Raw genomic sequence first — 15,589 nt, forward strand, 5'->3', positions numbered from 1 at the left:
GCTATCACCTCGTGCCTGGTTGTGGCGCAACTGTGTTATTCGCCGGAGCCGCCGTAGGATCCTGCTGCAGAACGCTGAGAGGTTGGTTCTCGCTCTCGGAGTTCTCATGCATGATGGCGTCTTCGGTCTGTTTATTAAGCACCAGCAAACTGATGCGACGGTTAATGGCGTCCCCGCCTCCACGTTTGGAGAGGCTCATCTGCGAGGACATCCCGATGACGCGCAGCACTTTGCCGTCGTCGAGGCCGCCGGCGACCAGCTCACGGCGGGAAGCATTCGCGCGGTCGGCGGAAAGCTCCCAGTTACTGTAGCCACGCTCGCCGTTGGCATAAGGCAGGTCATCGGTATGGCCGGACAGACTTATCTTGTTAGGAATACCATTCAGCACCGGGGCAATTTTGCGCAGGATGTCGCGCATGTAAGGCTCCACTTCGGCACTGCCGTTTTTAAACATCGGGCGGTTCTGGCTGTCGATAATCTGAATACGCAACCCTTCCTGCACCAGGTCGATTTGCAGATGCGGGCGTAGCGCACGCAGCTTAGGGTCAGACTCAATCAGCTGGTCCAAATCCCCTTTGATGCGCTTCAGGCGGTTGGCTTCCATGCGCTTGCGCAGCTCTTCAATGTTGGGCTGTTTTTTCACTTCGCCCTGCTGCTGGGTGACGTCATCGCCCCCGCCCGGAATAGGACTATCGCTGTCGGCGATACGCTGGCCCCCGGTAATAGCCTGCGCCAGAGGGGTGCGGAAGTAGTCAGCAATTTGCGCCAGCTCTTTCGGGCTGGAGATGGAAATCAGCCACATAACCAGGAAGAAAGCCATCATCGCGGTCATAAAGTCCGCGTAGGCAATTTTCCAGGAGCCGTGGGCCGCCCCGCCGTGTCCCTTGTGCTTGCGGCGCTTTACGACAACGATGGGATGGGACTGATTTTTCATACTTCTTCTTCCGTCGCGCGCTGCGCGTTCGGGGAACGTACCGCTCTGACGTGCTCTTCCAGTTCAATGAACGATGGACGCTCGCTGGAGTAAAGCGTTTTACGGCCAAATTCCACCGCGATTGGCGGGGCATAACCGTTGAGGCTGGAGAGTAAAGTCACCTTCACGCACTGCATCATTTTAGTCGTTTCAGCACTTTTTTGGCGCAGCACGCTCGCTAATGGGGAAATAAAACCATAGGCCAGTAAAATACCGAGGAAAGTACCCACCATAGCGTGCGCAATTAATGCGCCTAATTCCGCAGCGGGACGGTCGGCAGATGCCAGAGCGTGCACAACACCCATTACCGCAGCAACGATACCGAAGGCTGGTAATGAATCCCCCATTAACGCAAGGCTATTGGCCGGTATTTCCGCTTCGCTTTCATGGGTCTCAATTTCTTCATCCATCAGCGCTTCAATTTCGAAGGTATTCATATTTCCGCTGATGATTAAACGCAAATAATCGACAATAAAATCAAGCATCATGGTGTCCGCTAAAATACGCGGGTAGCTGGCGAAGATTTCACTTTCTTTAGGGTTTTCGATGTCTCTTTCGAGTGAAAACATACCCTGCTGACGCGACTTAGCCATCAGACGATAAAGCAATGCCATCAAATCCATATACATGCTTTTGGTATATTTTGAACGTCGAAAGAGCAGCGGCAGCGCTTTTAAGGTTCCCTTAATCGCCTTACCGTTATTCCCTACGATGAACGCCCCAATACCCGCCCCACCAATGATCACAAATTCAGCAGGTTGATAAAGTGCGCCAAGGTGGCCGCCGGTCAACATGTAACCGCCGAACACTGTCCCTAAAACAACCAGGTAACCTATTAAAATCAGCACGAGATCATCCTTACGCCGTTGAGTGTAGCGAGGATGCCCAGGAGGCAGGTGCAGCGTCGTGTTTGGGCATAAAAAAAGCAGCGGTAATCACTCACCGCTGCTGGAATACGCAAACACAGAATCTGTTACACAGCCTGTTCCACCTGGTCATCCAGCAGTTGTGGAATAATATCGGCAGCATTCTGGGAAAGTTTACGTCTTTTTACCGCCCTCGATGGCGGCTGGCACAGACTGCAGGCAAAGCTGCCGACCGGCTGATGTGCGTGGGTAATAAAATTGCCCCCACAGCAGTTACACTGGCTCAGTTGGAGCATGCCGCTCTCAACAAAACGCACCAGTGTCCAGGCGCGAGTCAGCGCCAATAGCGGACCGTCTGACTGGGAAGGACATTGTTCAAGGTAGAGTCGATAAGCCTTAATCACCGCATCAACGCCGGTGCAGAGCCCACTACGGAGTAAAAACTGCCAGGCATTACAGAACATGGAAGCATGAATATTTTGCTCCCAGGTCATAAACCAATCAGTAGAGAAAGGCAGCATCCCTTTTGGAGGAGGACTTCCACGGAGTTCTTTGTAGAGTTTGATCAGGCGACCACGGCTCAACTGCGTTTCGCTTTCCAGCATTTGCAGTCGGGCACCCAGTGTTATCAGCTCCATAGCGAGCTGAATGTCGCGAGCTTCCTGGACAATACTTTTCTCGCTCATTTGTTATGCCCTTTTTTTCTTAGGTGCCTCGGCAGGCGACGACACCTCACTCAATAAACGGGTAGATAACAAAATACCGGTATGAATTTGCTGTAAATCATCCACACGGGAGTCTTGTGTTAAGCGAGTAATTGCCTGACTTTCGCTAAAACGGAACTGACAAACTAATTGGTTAGTTTCTGCCAATTTCACCATTTGGGGCAACGTTAGTTCCCCTAACGTATTTGCCATATCTTCAGCGATACCTAAGCGAAACATAGCCGAAGCTTTGTCCTGACTAATAAGACGCTGTGCAAGCAATAAGTACGACAAATTGATGTCGTAAATATGTTTTAGCAACTCGGAAGTATGCATTTTTTCCATCCCGAATAACCAACTATTATTGTATGCGGCCCAGCCTAAATATGTCGGATGACAGTAACGTGTCAGCGCGAGTAAATTCTCCAGAAACTTACAGTTGTAAGAAGCCGAAGCGCATCTTTCGCGCCATTACTGTTTTCTGAACTATTAGGGGGTTGTTACCGCACCCCGCGATGTCGCCGGGTTGCCCCGGTTAAATTAAAACAATCGTTACGGCCAAAATGCACGGATAAATCTTCAGCTCTGACCAAACCTCTCCGCATCCCACGTAGAAGCCATTTCCCTGACAGAGCCCGAACGCCTGTTGTCGTTCATCATTTTATTACAAAAAACTAAGATTTTTCCTAATTCGGGCAAACTCTACTCGCAGCCCCTGGCACATACAATGCGGCCACCTGCGATTTTGGAATTTATGTGACGCAGATCACATAAATACATCATCCTTCGGAGTGAAAAGCATCAGAATCGCTTTTCATTTGCTTACTTTTTCATCTGATTAAGAATTTTACCGAAGCCGGCAGACGAATAGTGACACGGAAAGATCACAACTCCATGAGTTGTCATTGCTTTTTATCTGATACTGGCGGCCAGGAATGCCTGAGCGATCACACTTTATGAAAACCGTTAAGAGTAATCTGCTGTTATTCATGGACTTAAGTGAAATTATAGCGGCATTTTAACCGAGCGTTATGATTTCAAAAGCGTCAGTTACCGAAAGTTATCACTCGATCCAGGTTCTCAAATTAATCCGTTCGTCTGATGGAAAATTTTCACATTTCGTCTACGAAACAATGTTGCAAATTCGTTTCATAAGAATAACTAAACAATTTCTATGAGTGGCTTCACATTTCGTACCGCGACACGCGTTGCGCCTGAGTCACAACTGGTGTAAGAAAATGTTAACAATTCATACTAAGTGTGGAGGGGTTATATGAGCTATCGTCATGTGCTGGTTGCCGTTGCTATCACGCCTGAAAGCCATCGTCTGGTGCAAAAGGCCGTCTCCATCGTCAAACCTGTCAACGGCAAAATTACGCTGGTTACGCTCGCGTCCGATCCCGAACTGTATAATCAGCTTGCCGCCCCAATGATGGAAAACCTCCGCGACCTGATGCTGGAAGAAACCCATCTTTTTCTCACTGAGCTGAAAGAGAAAGCGCAATATCCTATTGAAAAGGTAATTATTTCCACCGGGGAACTAAGCGAGCACATTCTGGATATCTGTGAAAAGCAGGACGTTGATTTGGTGCTTTGCGGCAATCATAATCAGAGTTTCTTTGGCAAGGTTATGTGTTCAGCCAAGGCTGTCGTGGCGTCAAGCCAGGTTGATGTACTGCTGGTCCCACTTTAATCACCTTCCCGTCAGAAAGCGGGGCCCGCTCCGCTTTTTCGGCCTCAACTCAGCCACTTTTTTGATTATTCCTTAGTGACTAATTACGCCAGTTTCTGAAAAAACAACTTTTTATCCTGTTTTTTATCGACCGCTTTAATTAAGAATGAATACGTTCACGCCTGCAGCAGCATTTTCGCATTGCGCCGTGCCTGCTGCTCCGCAGTTTCTGGCTGGAGATACCTCTCCGGGGGGATGTCGGCTTCTTTTAACCGTACATTATTTCCAACAGCGCCACATTTGGCCGCGTCTGGTAAAAAATCAATTCATTAGCCGTATCAGCGGATCCTGCTACATTCCCTCCCCTGAATTTGATTGTTTTTTATGCCCAAGTGTTTTTTTGCACAACTGAGGCCTGGTTCATAGAAACCGCTCATGCTCAGCGAGCGCAAATTTTGTTTTAAAGCCGGATAAAAAAATTCCCACCCAAGAGACAGAAAACACAAACATGACCTCGACACGGTCAAACCGACAAAATTAAAACAAACCCAAAACTCAAAAAATGATGCACATTAAAAACAATTCACAGACTGAACAAGCCTCATTTCTGATATAAAGCAAAGCAGGGATAACCAGAAAAAGGCGATAAATATATTTTATATCAAATACAGTGAGTTACGAAAAATACAAACATGGATAACTTCATAATCTTTTTATCTTTAAAAAATCAAAAAAAATTAAAGATAGCCTGAATCAGGACTTTTCCCGTTCGTGATAGCAGCGTATGTTTATTTCATCTCTTCATAAAAGTGCTCATGAAATAAGGATATTTATATGCCTACTGCCAGCATGATCCAGAAACTTAATGCGCAAATTAACCGTGAATTCTATGCCTCCCATCTGTGTCTGCACCTGAGCGCCTGGTGCGCCAAACACAGCCTGACAGGGAGTGCGAATTTTTTGCGCAGTCAGGCACAAAATAACGTGACCCACATGATGCGGGTCTTCAATTTTATGAAGCAGTCCGGCGGCATGCCCAGCGTCGGCACTATGTCTCCACCTGACTGCCACTGCCTGACGCTGGAAGAACTGTTTCAACAAACGCTGGACGATTACCATCTCAGGCATAAAACGCTGATCGAGCTTAAGGAAGAAGCTAAAGCCGTCAATGCCGGTAGAGTTGTGAGTTTTTTGATGGCGCTAGGCTTAGAACAGGATCGGGAGGGAGAGCGGCTGAAAACGATTCTCGAAGAGGTGCGTGATGCCAACAAGGCAGGCCTGTGCATGAGCCAGACCGACAGACGCGTACTCAGCTTTGTCGAACGAGACTATCACTGAGAAGCATCGACTCAGATAAAAAGCACCGCAAATGGCGGTGCTTCAGATTGATGACAAACACCCGAAAAACGTGGTTTTCGGGTGTTTGGGGCAAACCAGAGAACATAATTCATTGCTTTTATTAGACCAAAGCTCAGATCTTTTAAGGTCAATGAACTTTGTCAGCAGTCTCAAGCACCGCAAATGGCGGTGCTTTTACTTTCTGGCAGCGGATAAAAGCTTCAGTGCGCTTCTTTCTGTTGCGTAAATTTTAGCTCAATCAGAGCGATGGCCTTTTGAATCGCCCGGCGCGTGACCGGGTCAACGGCCGCAGGGTGGGTAGTAAAATCGATGGTTTTCAGCTGTTCCGCCATCTTGTCGCGGACTTCAACGGGCGCAATCACATCAATCACGTCGAGAATTTGTTTAATCACTAGCTGGCACGCCACGACATCGGAAACCAGTTCCTGATCGGCAGAGAGTTGTTCGGCCATTTTAATCTCCTGTTTTATTTGCGCGACAGTCTACCTGCGCGCCTCCGTACGAGGCAACAGCCCATTCGCTGGTAGAGAGAAGAAGCGGGAGCAAAATGCCCCCACCGACTCATTTTTCAAACTGCCAGCAGGCCACCCGGTGCCCCGGTGAGATCTCCTGCATTCGGGGAGATTGCTGGTGACACTGGCCCATTGCTCGCGGGCAGCGGCTGGCAAACTTACAGCCAACGCTTTCCCCCGTATCACCGGTGATTTCGCCTTTTAATCCACCCTGTTCCAGCATCTGAACATGCGGGTCGGCAATGGGAATAGACGCAAGCAGCGCGCGAGTGTAAGGATGAGCGGGCTGGTCATACAGCGTTTCCGCAGGCGCCTCCTCCACCAGCGATCCAAGATACATCACTCCTATGCGGTCAGAAATGTGGCGAACCATCGATAGATCGTGGGCGATAAACAAATACGTCAGCCCCAATGTCTGCTGCAAATCCTGCAGGATATTCACCACCTGCGCCTGCACAGAGACATCGAGAGCCGAGAGCGGCTCATCGCAAAGAATAAATTCAGGATTCACCGCCAGCGCCCGGGCAATGCTGATGCGCTGCCGCTGGCCGCCGCTGAACTCATGGGGAAAGCGGTCCAGATGCTCCTGATTTAATCCCACCTGCCCGAGCAGCTCCAGAGTGCGGGCTCTGCGCCGTGCCGCATCATAACCGTGAATACGCATTGGCTCAGCGATCAGCTGTGCCACCGTCATGCCGGGATTTAACGACGAATAGGGATCCTGGAAAACGGCCTGCATCCGGCGGCGGATGGGTTTTAGCTGACGCTCGTTGAGCGCCGCAATATTTTGCCCGTCGAACTCGATTGCACCGTCGGTCACCTCAAACAGCCGCAATAGGCTTCGCCCGAGCGTCGACTTTCCGCAGCCGGACTCCCCCACCAGGCCGTAAGTTTCCCCCGGAAAAATATCGAAGCTTACGCCATCCACGGCTTTTACCGTGGTCCCGGGCCCGAACCAGCCCCGATTGGCGGTGAAATGTTTGTGCAGATTACGCACGCGAATCAAAGGAGTAATGTCAGGCATGAGCGGCCTCTTTGTCCCACAGCCAGCAGTTGACTTCATGCCCGTCGGCGAGCGTGTGTTTGGGTGCCGCCGTGTTGCAAATGGCCATGCGCTGCGGACAACGTGCGGCGAAAGGACAGCCGGGCGGCGGATTGAGCAGACCCGGCGGGCTGCCGTCAATCGGCGACAAGCGCGTTGCGCTGCCGTCAGGCCGAGGCAGCGAAGCCAGCAAACCACGCGTGTAGGGATGAGCTGGCCGATAAAAAATCGCCTCAACGCTGCCCTGCTCCATCACCAGCCCACCGTACATCACCACCACCCGGGAACAGACTTGTGCCACCACGCCCAGGTCGTGAGTGATCAGTAATATGGCGGTGTCCGTCTGCTGTTGCAGGTGTATCAGCAGGCGCAGAATTTGCGCCTGAATCGTCACGTCCAGCGCGGTCGTCGGCTCGTCGGCAATCAGCAAGGACGGATGACACGACAGCGCGATGGCGATCATCACCCGCTGGCGCATCCCGCCGCTAAACTCGTGTGGATACTGGTAATAGCGTTTCTCCGGCTGGCTGATACCCACCTGCCCGAGCATCGCTATGGCCTTCTCTTTCGCCAATTTTTTGCTCAGGCTCTGGTGGCGAATAAGGATCTCGCTCATTTGCCGCCCGATGGTCAGCACCGGGTTTAACGCCGTCATCGGGTCCTGGAAAATCATCGCAATTTCGCTGCCGCGGAGGTGGCGCATTTGTTCAGCCGTTTTACGCGCCAGGTCTTCTCCCTGAAAACGAATATGACCGCCCACAACCTTGCCGTGACTGCCCAGCAAATTGATTACCGATTTACAGGTGACGCTTTTACCGCAGCCCGATTCACCCACAATGCCCACGACCTCCCCCCGCTGCACGCTGAAGGTGACGCCGCGCACCGCCTGAACTTCACCCTCGCGGGTAAAGAAAGAAGTTTTCAGGTTTTCGATTTCCAGCAAATTACGCATCGCGATTTGCCCCCGGCTCGAAAGCGGTACGGAACACATCGCCGAGCACGTTAAAGCTCAGCACCGTCAACAGGATCAGCACACCGGGGAACATGGCAAGCCAGGAGGCTTCTCCGATGTAGGACTGAGCGTTATTCAGCATGCTGCCCCAGGAGGCATCCGGCTGCTGCACGCCGAGACCAAGAAAGCTCAATGTAGACTCCATTAAAATCGCCGAGGCGATATTCAAAGTGGCCGCCACAATAATCGTCGGCAAAATATTCGGGATGATGTGCCGGGCGATAATCCTCAGCGGATGCTCCCCCGAAGCCCGGGCATAAATCACGTATTCCCGCTCTTTCAGCGTCAACGTTTCTGCCCGCACCAGCCGCGACATATTCATCCAGGTCAGCGCGCTGATAATCAAAATGATGTTAGCGATGCCGGGCTTCAGATAAGCATTGAGCACCAGCAGCAGGAAAAACGCCGGGATCGCCATCAAAATGTCCACCAGCCTCATCAGCAGGTTATCTATTTTGCCGCCAAAGTAGCCGCTGACGGTGCCCACCAGCGTGCCAATCAGCGTGGAAAACAGCATGGCTAAAAACCCTACCATCAGGGAAATTTGTCCGCCGTAAAGCGCGCGGGTGAAGTAGTCCCGGCCATATTCATCCGTGCCAAACCAGTGGCTTGCATCCGGCGGCAGCATTCTTCCCTGAAGCGACATCTGATTGGGATCCCACGGACTTAAAAAGGACGATAATGAGGCCAGCGCAAAAATCACCAGTACCGTCAGAGAAAGCTGCGCGGGGCGGCTGTGTTTCAGGCCTTGTTTAACCTGATTCCATCTTCTGCTCATGGTTACCTCAGCGCCTTAATACGCGGGTCCGCCACGCGATACAGAAGATCGGCCAGCAGATTCCCCACAATCAGCATCAACGCTGAGAGCAGAATAATGGCCATGATCAGTGGATAGTCGAGGGAGGTAATGGCCTGGATCCCAAGCAGCCCCATCCCCGGCCAGGAAAAGACGCTTTCCGTCACGTAGGCGCCCACCACCAGCTCGCCAAAAGAGAGGCCAAACAGCGTGATCACCGGCAGCAGTACGTTCTTCAACACATGGCGGAACAGAATAGTGCGGCGGGTTGCCCCGTAGGCCAGTTGGGTTTGTACATAGTCGGCGGACAGCTGGCTAATGGTGTTCGACCGAATGTAGCGCACGTAGCTGGAGAGATTGTAAAACGTCAACGCGATGCAGGGCAGAATGCCGTGACGGATCACATCGAGCCAGGAGTCCTCCACGCCGATGGTTCGCATCCCCATGCTCGGCAGCCAGTTCAGCTGCACCGAGAACACGGTAATCAACAGGATGCCAAACCAGAAGATCGGCACCGAAATCCCGACGTAAGCGAACAGGTTCAGAACATGGTCGAGCCAGCGGTGTTTGAATGCCCCCGCCAGCAACCCCAGCGGGATCGCCAGCAGAATAGCTAACAACAAGGACGCGCCCATCAGGCCAAGCGTGGCCGGGATACGCTCGCCGATCATCGTCAGCACCGGGCGGTGGTAAATCAGGGAGTAGCCGAGGTCGCCCTGCAGCAGATTTTTCAGCCACAGTAGGTACTGCACCGGCAGCGGTTTATCCAGCCCCATGCTCTGGCGGATGCGCTCGATATCCTCCGGGCTCATCCGCGGGGTGATATACGCCTGCACAGGATCGCCGGGGGCCAGCTTTACCAGTAAAAAAGAGACCAGCGAGATAAACAGCAGCATCGGGAGCAGCTGCAGTAAGCGCCGGAAAAGAAGGTTATTCATATTTTCGCCTTCCTCCGCCCGGCTGCACAAAACGGGCCGGGCGGAGGGTCACTCATTGTTATTGTTGATAAATCTTCGACAGATCCTGGAACATATACACAGGCTTAGGCTCGGCTTCTTTTGTGCCGCCAAAACGCTTGTCCACCGCCACAACCGCGTTGGTGTAGGCAATCGGGTACCAGGCCATATCGCTGGCGACGGTTTGCTGGATCTGCTTGTAGATAGCCGCGCGTTTCGCCGCATCCGTTTCCGTTGCGCCCTGTTCCCACAGCGCATCAAACGCCGGGTTTTTATAGTGCGCGTAGTTATAGGCTTCGTTGCTCATATACAGCGACTTATAGCCGTCCGGCTCAGAGCCCATAATGTAACCACCCAGGCTTAGCTCATAGGCCGTGTTTTTCATGTCCTGGCTGCGCTGAGACATCGCGTTCGCATCCAGAGGCAGCAGTTCAACGTTGATGCTTATCGCCTTCAGCTGCTGCTGAATGTAGAGCCCCATGCTTTCCTGGGTTTTATTGCTGTTGATGTAAGCCAGGCGCAGCTTCAGGCCCTCCGGCTGCCCGGACGCTTTAAACAATGCTTTGGCTTTTTCGGGATCGAACTTGTACGGTTCCACATCGCTGGTCTGGTAGAGGGTATCCGGGGTCAGAATAGATGCCGCAGGTTTGGCGTAATCGAGAGAGGTGAACGCCGTTTGCACAAGGTCATCTTTATTCAGCGCGTAGGCGATAGCCTGGCGCAGATCTTTGCTCTTCATGCTGTCGACGTTCTGGTTGAACGTCATGTAGGCCAGGCGGCCTTCCGGGTAAATAACAAAATCAAACTTGCCGGTGGCTTTCAGGCGCGAAACATCCTGCGGATCGACCATCTTAAGATTGATTTCGCCGTTCTGCAGCGCGAGGTTAGCCGAGTTGGCGTCCTTCGCGAAGCGGTAGGTGACCGAGTCGAGTTTCGGTTTGCCGTTCCAGTAATCATCAAACCGCGTCAGGGCGTAATACTGGCCTGCCCGATACTCTTTAAACTTGAACGGGCCGGAGCCGACGGGCGCATCGTTGCGGGTGCTTTTTTCCAGATCGCCCGCTTCGCTGCCGAAAATATGCTGTGGGATAGGGAAGATTTGCACCAGCGTACCGGCAAAGGCAGCGCTGACCTGCGGCAGCGTAAATTTCACCGTCAGCGGATCTACTTTGCTCACGCTCAGGGGCTTGTTGCCATAAACAAACATGCTGCGGAAGAAGCTGTGCTGCTTTTCATCCAGCAGTTTATTAAAGGTGAACACCACGTCATCGGCGGTAATTGGCTGCCCATCCTGCCATTTCAGGCCGGGCTTGAGTTTCAGCGTCCAGGTGAGGTTATCGGCTGACGGCGTCAGGCTTTCCGCCAGGCCCCATTCGATCTTGTCGCCGTTGTAGCTGTACAGCGGCGAGTAAAGCGCCTGCATGATGGTTAACGTAGTCCGATCGCTGGCGTACAGCGGGTTCATGGCCAGCGGATCGCCGGAGGTGATGCCAATTATCAGGCTGCCGCCCTGCTGCGCTTCTTTTGCCGGGGCGGGTGCCGCCGCGGTCTCTTTTTTAGCGTCATCACAGCCGCTTAAGGCCAGGGCCAGCGCGGCGACCAGCGCCGACAATACCAGAGGTTTACGCATTGCTTCAGAAACTCCTTACTCAATAAGAGCCCGCATAGTGCGACACTCGCGATCGCTTGTAAATGTGCCTAAAAAGCATAAGCTTAGCCGATTTTTAACTATCCGCATGGAGCCTGACGCCAATGCCTGCGGGGAATATTATTAAACCAAGCTGCGTCACAAATTTTTGTTTCCGCGCCTGTTTAAGACGTAAAAAAAGCAGCCCGGAGGCTGCTTTGTCACATGCGTGGTTTTCAGACTGCGTTGAGGCGGAACATTGCCACCGCGTCATGCAGATGGTGCGCCTGTTTCTCCAGTTCAACGGAGGAGAGCACCGACTTCTGGACCAGGTTCACATTCTGCTGCGTCACGCTGTCCATTTCCCGAACGGCGATCCCGACCTGACCGATGCCCTGGCTTTGCTCGAGGGAGGCGCTGGCAATCTCCCCCATGATGTCGTTCACCTGCTTCACGGCGCGGAGGATCTCATCCATCGCCTCCCCCGCTTTGCGCACCTGCTGAGACCCGGTGTGAATATTACTGACCGAGTCGTTGAGCAGCGTTTCAATCTCTTTGGCGGCCCCGGCGCTTCTACTGGCCAGGTTACGAACCTCGCTGGCGACGACCGCAAAGCCTTTGCCCTGCTCTCCCGCCCTTGCCGCCTCCACCGCGGCGTTTAGCGCCAGAATGTTAGTCTGGAACGCGATGCTGTTAATCACCGTGGTGATATCGACGATTTTATTCGCGCTGCTGGCAATCACGTCCATCGTCTTCACCACCTGCTTGACCGAATCCCCGCCGTTTACAGCTGTATTGGTGGCATTCTGCGCGAGGTGGCTGGCGTGATTCGCATTGTCAGCATTCAGTTTCACCGTGCTGTTCAGCTGCGCCATGCTGGCGCTGGTTTGCTCCAGCGCGGCGGCCTGCTGTTCCGAACGGGATGACAGGTCGGTGTTCACCCCGGACACTTCGGTGGCATTAGTGCGAATAGCCTCAGCGCTGTCGCGGATGCGGCTCACCGCTCTTTGCCAGTTTTCCTGCATTTTTTGAATCGGCGGCACCATCAGGCCAATACAGTTACGCCCCAAATCCGGCAGCGCGGCAGCCAGTTCTCCCTGCGCCAGAACATGCATGTGGTGGCGGATCGTATTGACCGGTTTCACCAGGCAAAACCACAGGTAGCGCTCTGTAAAAATGACGATCGCGATGCTGATGGCGATGGAGAACATCAGCATCAGTTGAGCCGTGTTAATCCACGTCAGCTGATCCGGGCTCAGGGCAAGCTGCTGTTTGAGATTATGTAATAGCCACAGCGTCGCGCCCGCCACGCAGATCCATGCCAGCGTTGAAAAAATTTGTATCAGCACCACCATCGCGCGAATTTTAATATTGCGAATAATGTTCATTTTTTGGTTCCCCGGTAAAAAACAAAATGCACTTCCTGTGCGGCTTTAGCGACGCGCGTCCTGATTTATTCCCTTGTATACCTGCATAAGTGAAATTAAATCGCGCCGTAGCGCTATTGTCGGCACGGTTCAGCAAAACTTGACGCGTTTTTGATCAAAAAATCGCCGCGCATTTTGTGGGGAATTTACGTTAGGTAAGACGTTTTTGTTTCGTAATTTGAATTAAGGATTATTTAAAATTCGAAATTTATGGAATTTACGGCCCGCTTAATCGAACAGGCTTTTCTGCCCGCCCCGCGTGCTACCATGAAAGCGGTTAAGTATGAGGTATGAATAAAGATGAAGCGCATTTCTCTGGCCGTTTTCACCCTGTTACTGGGAGGATGCACCGTAAGCAAAACCCCTGTTCCGCTCAATGCCAATGAGCCTGCCGGTGTTGTTCGCCTCGCCTATAGCCTGCCGCCGCTGCAAACGGCCAAAGTGGATAAATTCCTCGCCCAGTCCACGGCTTCACGTCAGTGCCAGCAATGGGGCTATGCCAGCGCACTCCCTTACGGCAGCGATATCAAGACCTGTACCACTTATAGCGGCACCCTTTGCCTGAACACGCAGGTGGTGCTGGAGTACCAGTGCCGGGGCGTGACCGGGCCACAGTATGCGGGCGTCACCAGTAACTGGTAATTTGTGAATACTTCTCTATTTTTAGAGACATCTGCGCAAAGAGAAGCCTGACGCCAATGTAACCCGTTCCTGACGATAAATATCTCGCGCTGCCGTTTTCCCACGGCGGCTTGACTCTATTTGTTCATCAGGAACTTAATATGCTTCTTTTATTACTGCGCGCCCTGCGCCAGCACCGCTGGTTCACGCTGCTCGGGCTGGCGCTGCTGTGTTCTTCAGTGGGTAACGGCCTGACCTACGTTCTGGTCTTCAGTCAGTTGCTAAACAGCCACGCTACGCCCGCCTGGCTTTCTCTTGCTTATGTCCTCGCCTTAGCCCCCGGCTTACCCGCCAGCTTTGTTGGCGTGTGGTTATTAAAGCGTTGGCCGGCGTTTTCCGTCCTGCTTCTCGGCGAAGTTTTAGGCCTTACGGGTCTGGTTCTGCCTGGCCTTGCGCTGCTGAGTGACCACCCGGCGATGCTGTTGTTAAGCCAGGCCGCCGCCGCTTTTAGCACCGGCCTCACGGTACCGGTGCTCAGCCAGCTGTTCAAACAAGGCTTATCCAAAGCGCTGATGCCCGCCGCCGCAGGCATTGAAACGCTGGTATTTGCCGCCAACGTTATCTTCGGCGTGGGACTGGGGACATTATTATATGGCCACGTCAGCCTCTGGCTGATGCTGCTGCTGGATGCGCTTAGTTTCATTTTTGCCATAGGGCTACTCTGGCGCGCCTCGGCGGCTTTTGTTGTCTCGGGAGAAGAAGACAATGCCCCCGGCGAAAGCGAAGCATTTAGCTGGCGGAACGTTACCCCGGTGCAGAAGCGCAGCCTGTTGCTGCTGCCCAGTCTTGCCCTGGTCGGCGCGCCCGTGATGGCTTTGCTCCCGGCTCTGGCCCCTGCGTTGCCGGGCGATAACGCGGCCAATGGCCTGGCGCTGCTGTTTGCCCGCAGCGCTGGGCAACTGCTCGCCCCGCTCCTGCTCAGCGAAAAACAGGTCCGCAACCGGGCAGGCAAAACCTTCCGGCTGATGCTGGCGCTGCTGCTTTTCACTTTGTGTTATTTCGCCGTAACGTACTCGGGATCTTTGTGGCTGGCCGCGCCGCTGATCGTTCTCGCGCATTTGTTCAGTAACTGGTTCTATCTTGTCGCCACGCTCAACGTAATGGACAGTTTCCCCAGACAGCAGGTTGGTGCCGCCATGGCAGCCACCTGGCGACTGCAGCTTGGTATTACGTTAGTCGCCCCGCTGGTCACGGGAATGATTGCCGGATACTTCCCGGCGCAGTGGGTACTGCCCGGCAGCGGCATCTGCGGGATTATTCTTGCCCTGTTGATGCTCGGTGACTTGCGAAAAGTACGGAATTGTAATTTGATATCGCGGCGGAATCATTCCGCATTTAATTTTAATAATGATGATGACAGTAAGACAGGTGGATAATGGGATTTTATAAAGCAACACTTGCCGGGGCATTGGCTCTGGCTCTGGCGGGCTGCGTCGCGCCAGCGAAAACCACATCGGCAGTAACCGCCCCGGCTAAGCAGTGCCAGGCTGGCGATCAGATGACGCAAACCACGCTCTATTTCGGCATCAGCCGCCCATCCGGGGCGGAAATTACCGCCAATGAATGGCGTAGCTTTGTGGATAAAGACGTGACCCCACGTTTCCGCGAAGGGCTGACTGAATATGATGCCAAAGGCCAGTGGCTGAATGCTAAGGGTGAAGTGACCCACGAACCGAGTAAAGCGATCATGCTGATTCGTGGCAGCGATGCGGAGAGCAGCAAAAAGGTAGACGAACTGCGCTCTATCTATAAAACTCGCTTTGCGCAGGAATCCGTGATGCGCGTTGACCAGCCGGTCTGCGCCGCGTTCTGATGATTTTGCCTTAAAGAAACGGCGGGGAAACCCGCCGTCTCAGAGTACTGACAAACCTCTGGTGATAGAAAAAATACCAGACGGTACGTTTAAAAAAACAGGAAAATCAATTCATTGATTTTCGGCTGATAACTACCAAGAGGGGAAAA

The 15,589-nt window shown here is 52.9% G+C and carries 16 protein-coding genes; 5 read left to right on the plus strand and 11 right to left on the minus strand.

Annotated features, from left to right (window positions below):
- Positions 1-4: 4 nt before the first annotated feature.
- From motB to flhD, 4 genes are all read right to left on the minus strand, one after another.
- Positions 5-934, minus strand: a complete 930-nt coding sequence (gene motB / locus LH86_RS17955; RefSeq protein ID WP_039304188.1) for a flagellar motor protein MotB — start codon at positions 932-934, stop codon at positions 5-7.
- A complete protein-coding gene (gene motA / locus LH86_RS17960) occupies positions 931-1,821 on the minus strand; it encodes a flagellar motor stator protein MotA (RefSeq protein WP_008453872.1) in 891 nt (296 codons plus the stop codon). The genes motB and motA overlap by 4 nt, the downstream gene beginning before the upstream one ends.
- Positions 1,822-1,946: 125 nt before the next feature.
- Complete coding sequence (flhC, locus tag LH86_RS17965) at positions 1,947-2,525, minus strand: flagellar transcriptional regulator FlhC (protein ID WP_039294634.1); 579 nt, start codon at positions 2,523-2,525, stop codon at positions 1,947-1,949.
- Between the two features lie 3 nt (positions 2,526-2,528).
- Entirely contained in the window at positions 2,529-2,879 is a 351-nt protein-coding gene (gene flhD / locus LH86_RS17970) for a flagellar transcriptional regulator FlhD (RefSeq protein WP_008453867.1), read from the minus strand.
- Positions 2,880-3,816: 937 nt separating this feature from the next.
- On the opposite strand from flhD, the gene uspC reads away from it, so the two are divergent.
- On the plus strand, positions 3,817-4,236 hold the full coding sequence (gene uspC, locus LH86_RS17975) for a universal stress protein UspC (protein ID WP_039304191.1): 420 nt from the start codon (positions 3,817-3,819) through the stop codon (positions 4,234-4,236).
- Between the two features lie 813 nt (positions 4,237-5,049).
- Entirely contained in the window at positions 5,050-5,553 is a 504-nt protein-coding gene (locus LH86_RS17980; protein ID WP_039304194.1) for a non-heme ferritin-like protein, read from the plus strand.
- Positions 5,554-5,774: 221 nt separating this feature from the next.
- Here LH86_RS17980 and LH86_RS17985 read toward each other — a convergent pair whose 3' ends face one another.
- From LH86_RS17985 to LH86_RS18015, 7 genes are all read right to left on the minus strand, one after another.
- A complete protein-coding gene (locus LH86_RS17985; RefSeq protein ID WP_008453864.1) occupies positions 5,775-6,026 on the minus strand; it encodes a DUF2766 family protein in 252 nt (83 codons plus the stop codon).
- 109 nt (positions 6,027-6,135) lie between these two features.
- Positions 6,136-7,110, minus strand: a complete 975-nt coding sequence (locus LH86_RS17990; protein ID WP_039304197.1) for an ABC transporter ATP-binding protein — start codon at positions 7,108-7,110, stop codon at positions 6,136-6,138.
- Positions 7,103-8,080: an ABC transporter ATP-binding protein gene (locus tag LH86_RS17995; RefSeq protein ID WP_039304200.1), complete on the minus strand. Its 978-nt coding sequence runs from the start codon at positions 8,078-8,080 to the stop codon at positions 7,103-7,105. Before LH86_RS17995 ends, LH86_RS17990 begins: the two co-directional genes overlap by 8 nt.
- Positions 8,073-8,918, minus strand: a complete 846-nt coding sequence (locus tag LH86_RS18000; protein ID WP_039304203.1) for an ABC transporter permease — start codon at positions 8,916-8,918, stop codon at positions 8,073-8,075. The genes LH86_RS17995 and LH86_RS18000 overlap by 8 nt, the downstream gene beginning before the upstream one ends.
- 2 nt (positions 8,919-8,920) lie before the next feature.
- Positions 8,921-9,874, minus strand: a complete 954-nt coding sequence (locus LH86_RS18005; protein WP_039304207.1) for an ABC transporter permease — start codon at positions 9,872-9,874, stop codon at positions 8,921-8,923.
- Positions 9,875-9,932: 58 nt separating this feature from the next.
- Positions 9,933-11,522, minus strand: coding sequence for an ABC transporter substrate-binding protein (locus tag LH86_RS18010; protein ID WP_039304210.1), 1,590 nt, complete (start codon positions 11,520-11,522; stop codon positions 9,933-9,935).
- Positions 11,523-11,755: 233 nt separating this feature from the next.
- The gene (locus LH86_RS18015) at positions 11,756-12,907 is read right to left on the minus strand and encodes a methyl-accepting chemotaxis protein (RefSeq protein WP_039304212.1); all 1,152 of its coding nucleotides are present in this window, start codon (positions 12,905-12,907) and stop codon (positions 11,756-11,758) included.
- A 339-nt stretch (positions 12,908-13,246) separates the two neighbouring features.
- Between LH86_RS18015 and yecR the strand changes: the two genes are divergently transcribed.
- The 3 genes from yecR (at position 13,247) to LH86_RS18030 (ending at position 15,440) form a co-directional block, all read left to right on the plus strand.
- A complete protein-coding gene (yecR, locus tag LH86_RS18020) occupies positions 13,247-13,588 on the plus strand; it encodes a YecR family lipoprotein (RefSeq protein ID WP_039304215.1) in 342 nt (113 codons plus the stop codon).
- A gap of 140 nt (positions 13,589-13,728) precedes the next feature.
- Positions 13,729-15,003, plus strand: coding sequence for a hypothetical protein (locus tag LH86_RS18025; protein ID WP_039304218.1), 1,275 nt, complete (start codon positions 13,729-13,731; stop codon positions 15,001-15,003).
- Positions 15,003-15,440: a DUF3574 domain-containing protein gene (locus LH86_RS18030; protein WP_052045613.1), complete on the plus strand. Its 438-nt coding sequence runs from the start codon at positions 15,003-15,005 to the stop codon at positions 15,438-15,440. The genes LH86_RS18025 and LH86_RS18030 overlap by 1 nt, the downstream gene beginning before the upstream one ends.
- Positions 15,441-15,589: the final 149 nt, after the last annotated feature.

Source organism: Cedecea neteri, from assembly GCF_000758325.1.
Taxonomy (GTDB): Bacteria; Pseudomonadota; Gammaproteobacteria; order Enterobacterales; family Enterobacteriaceae; genus Cedecea; species Cedecea neteri_B.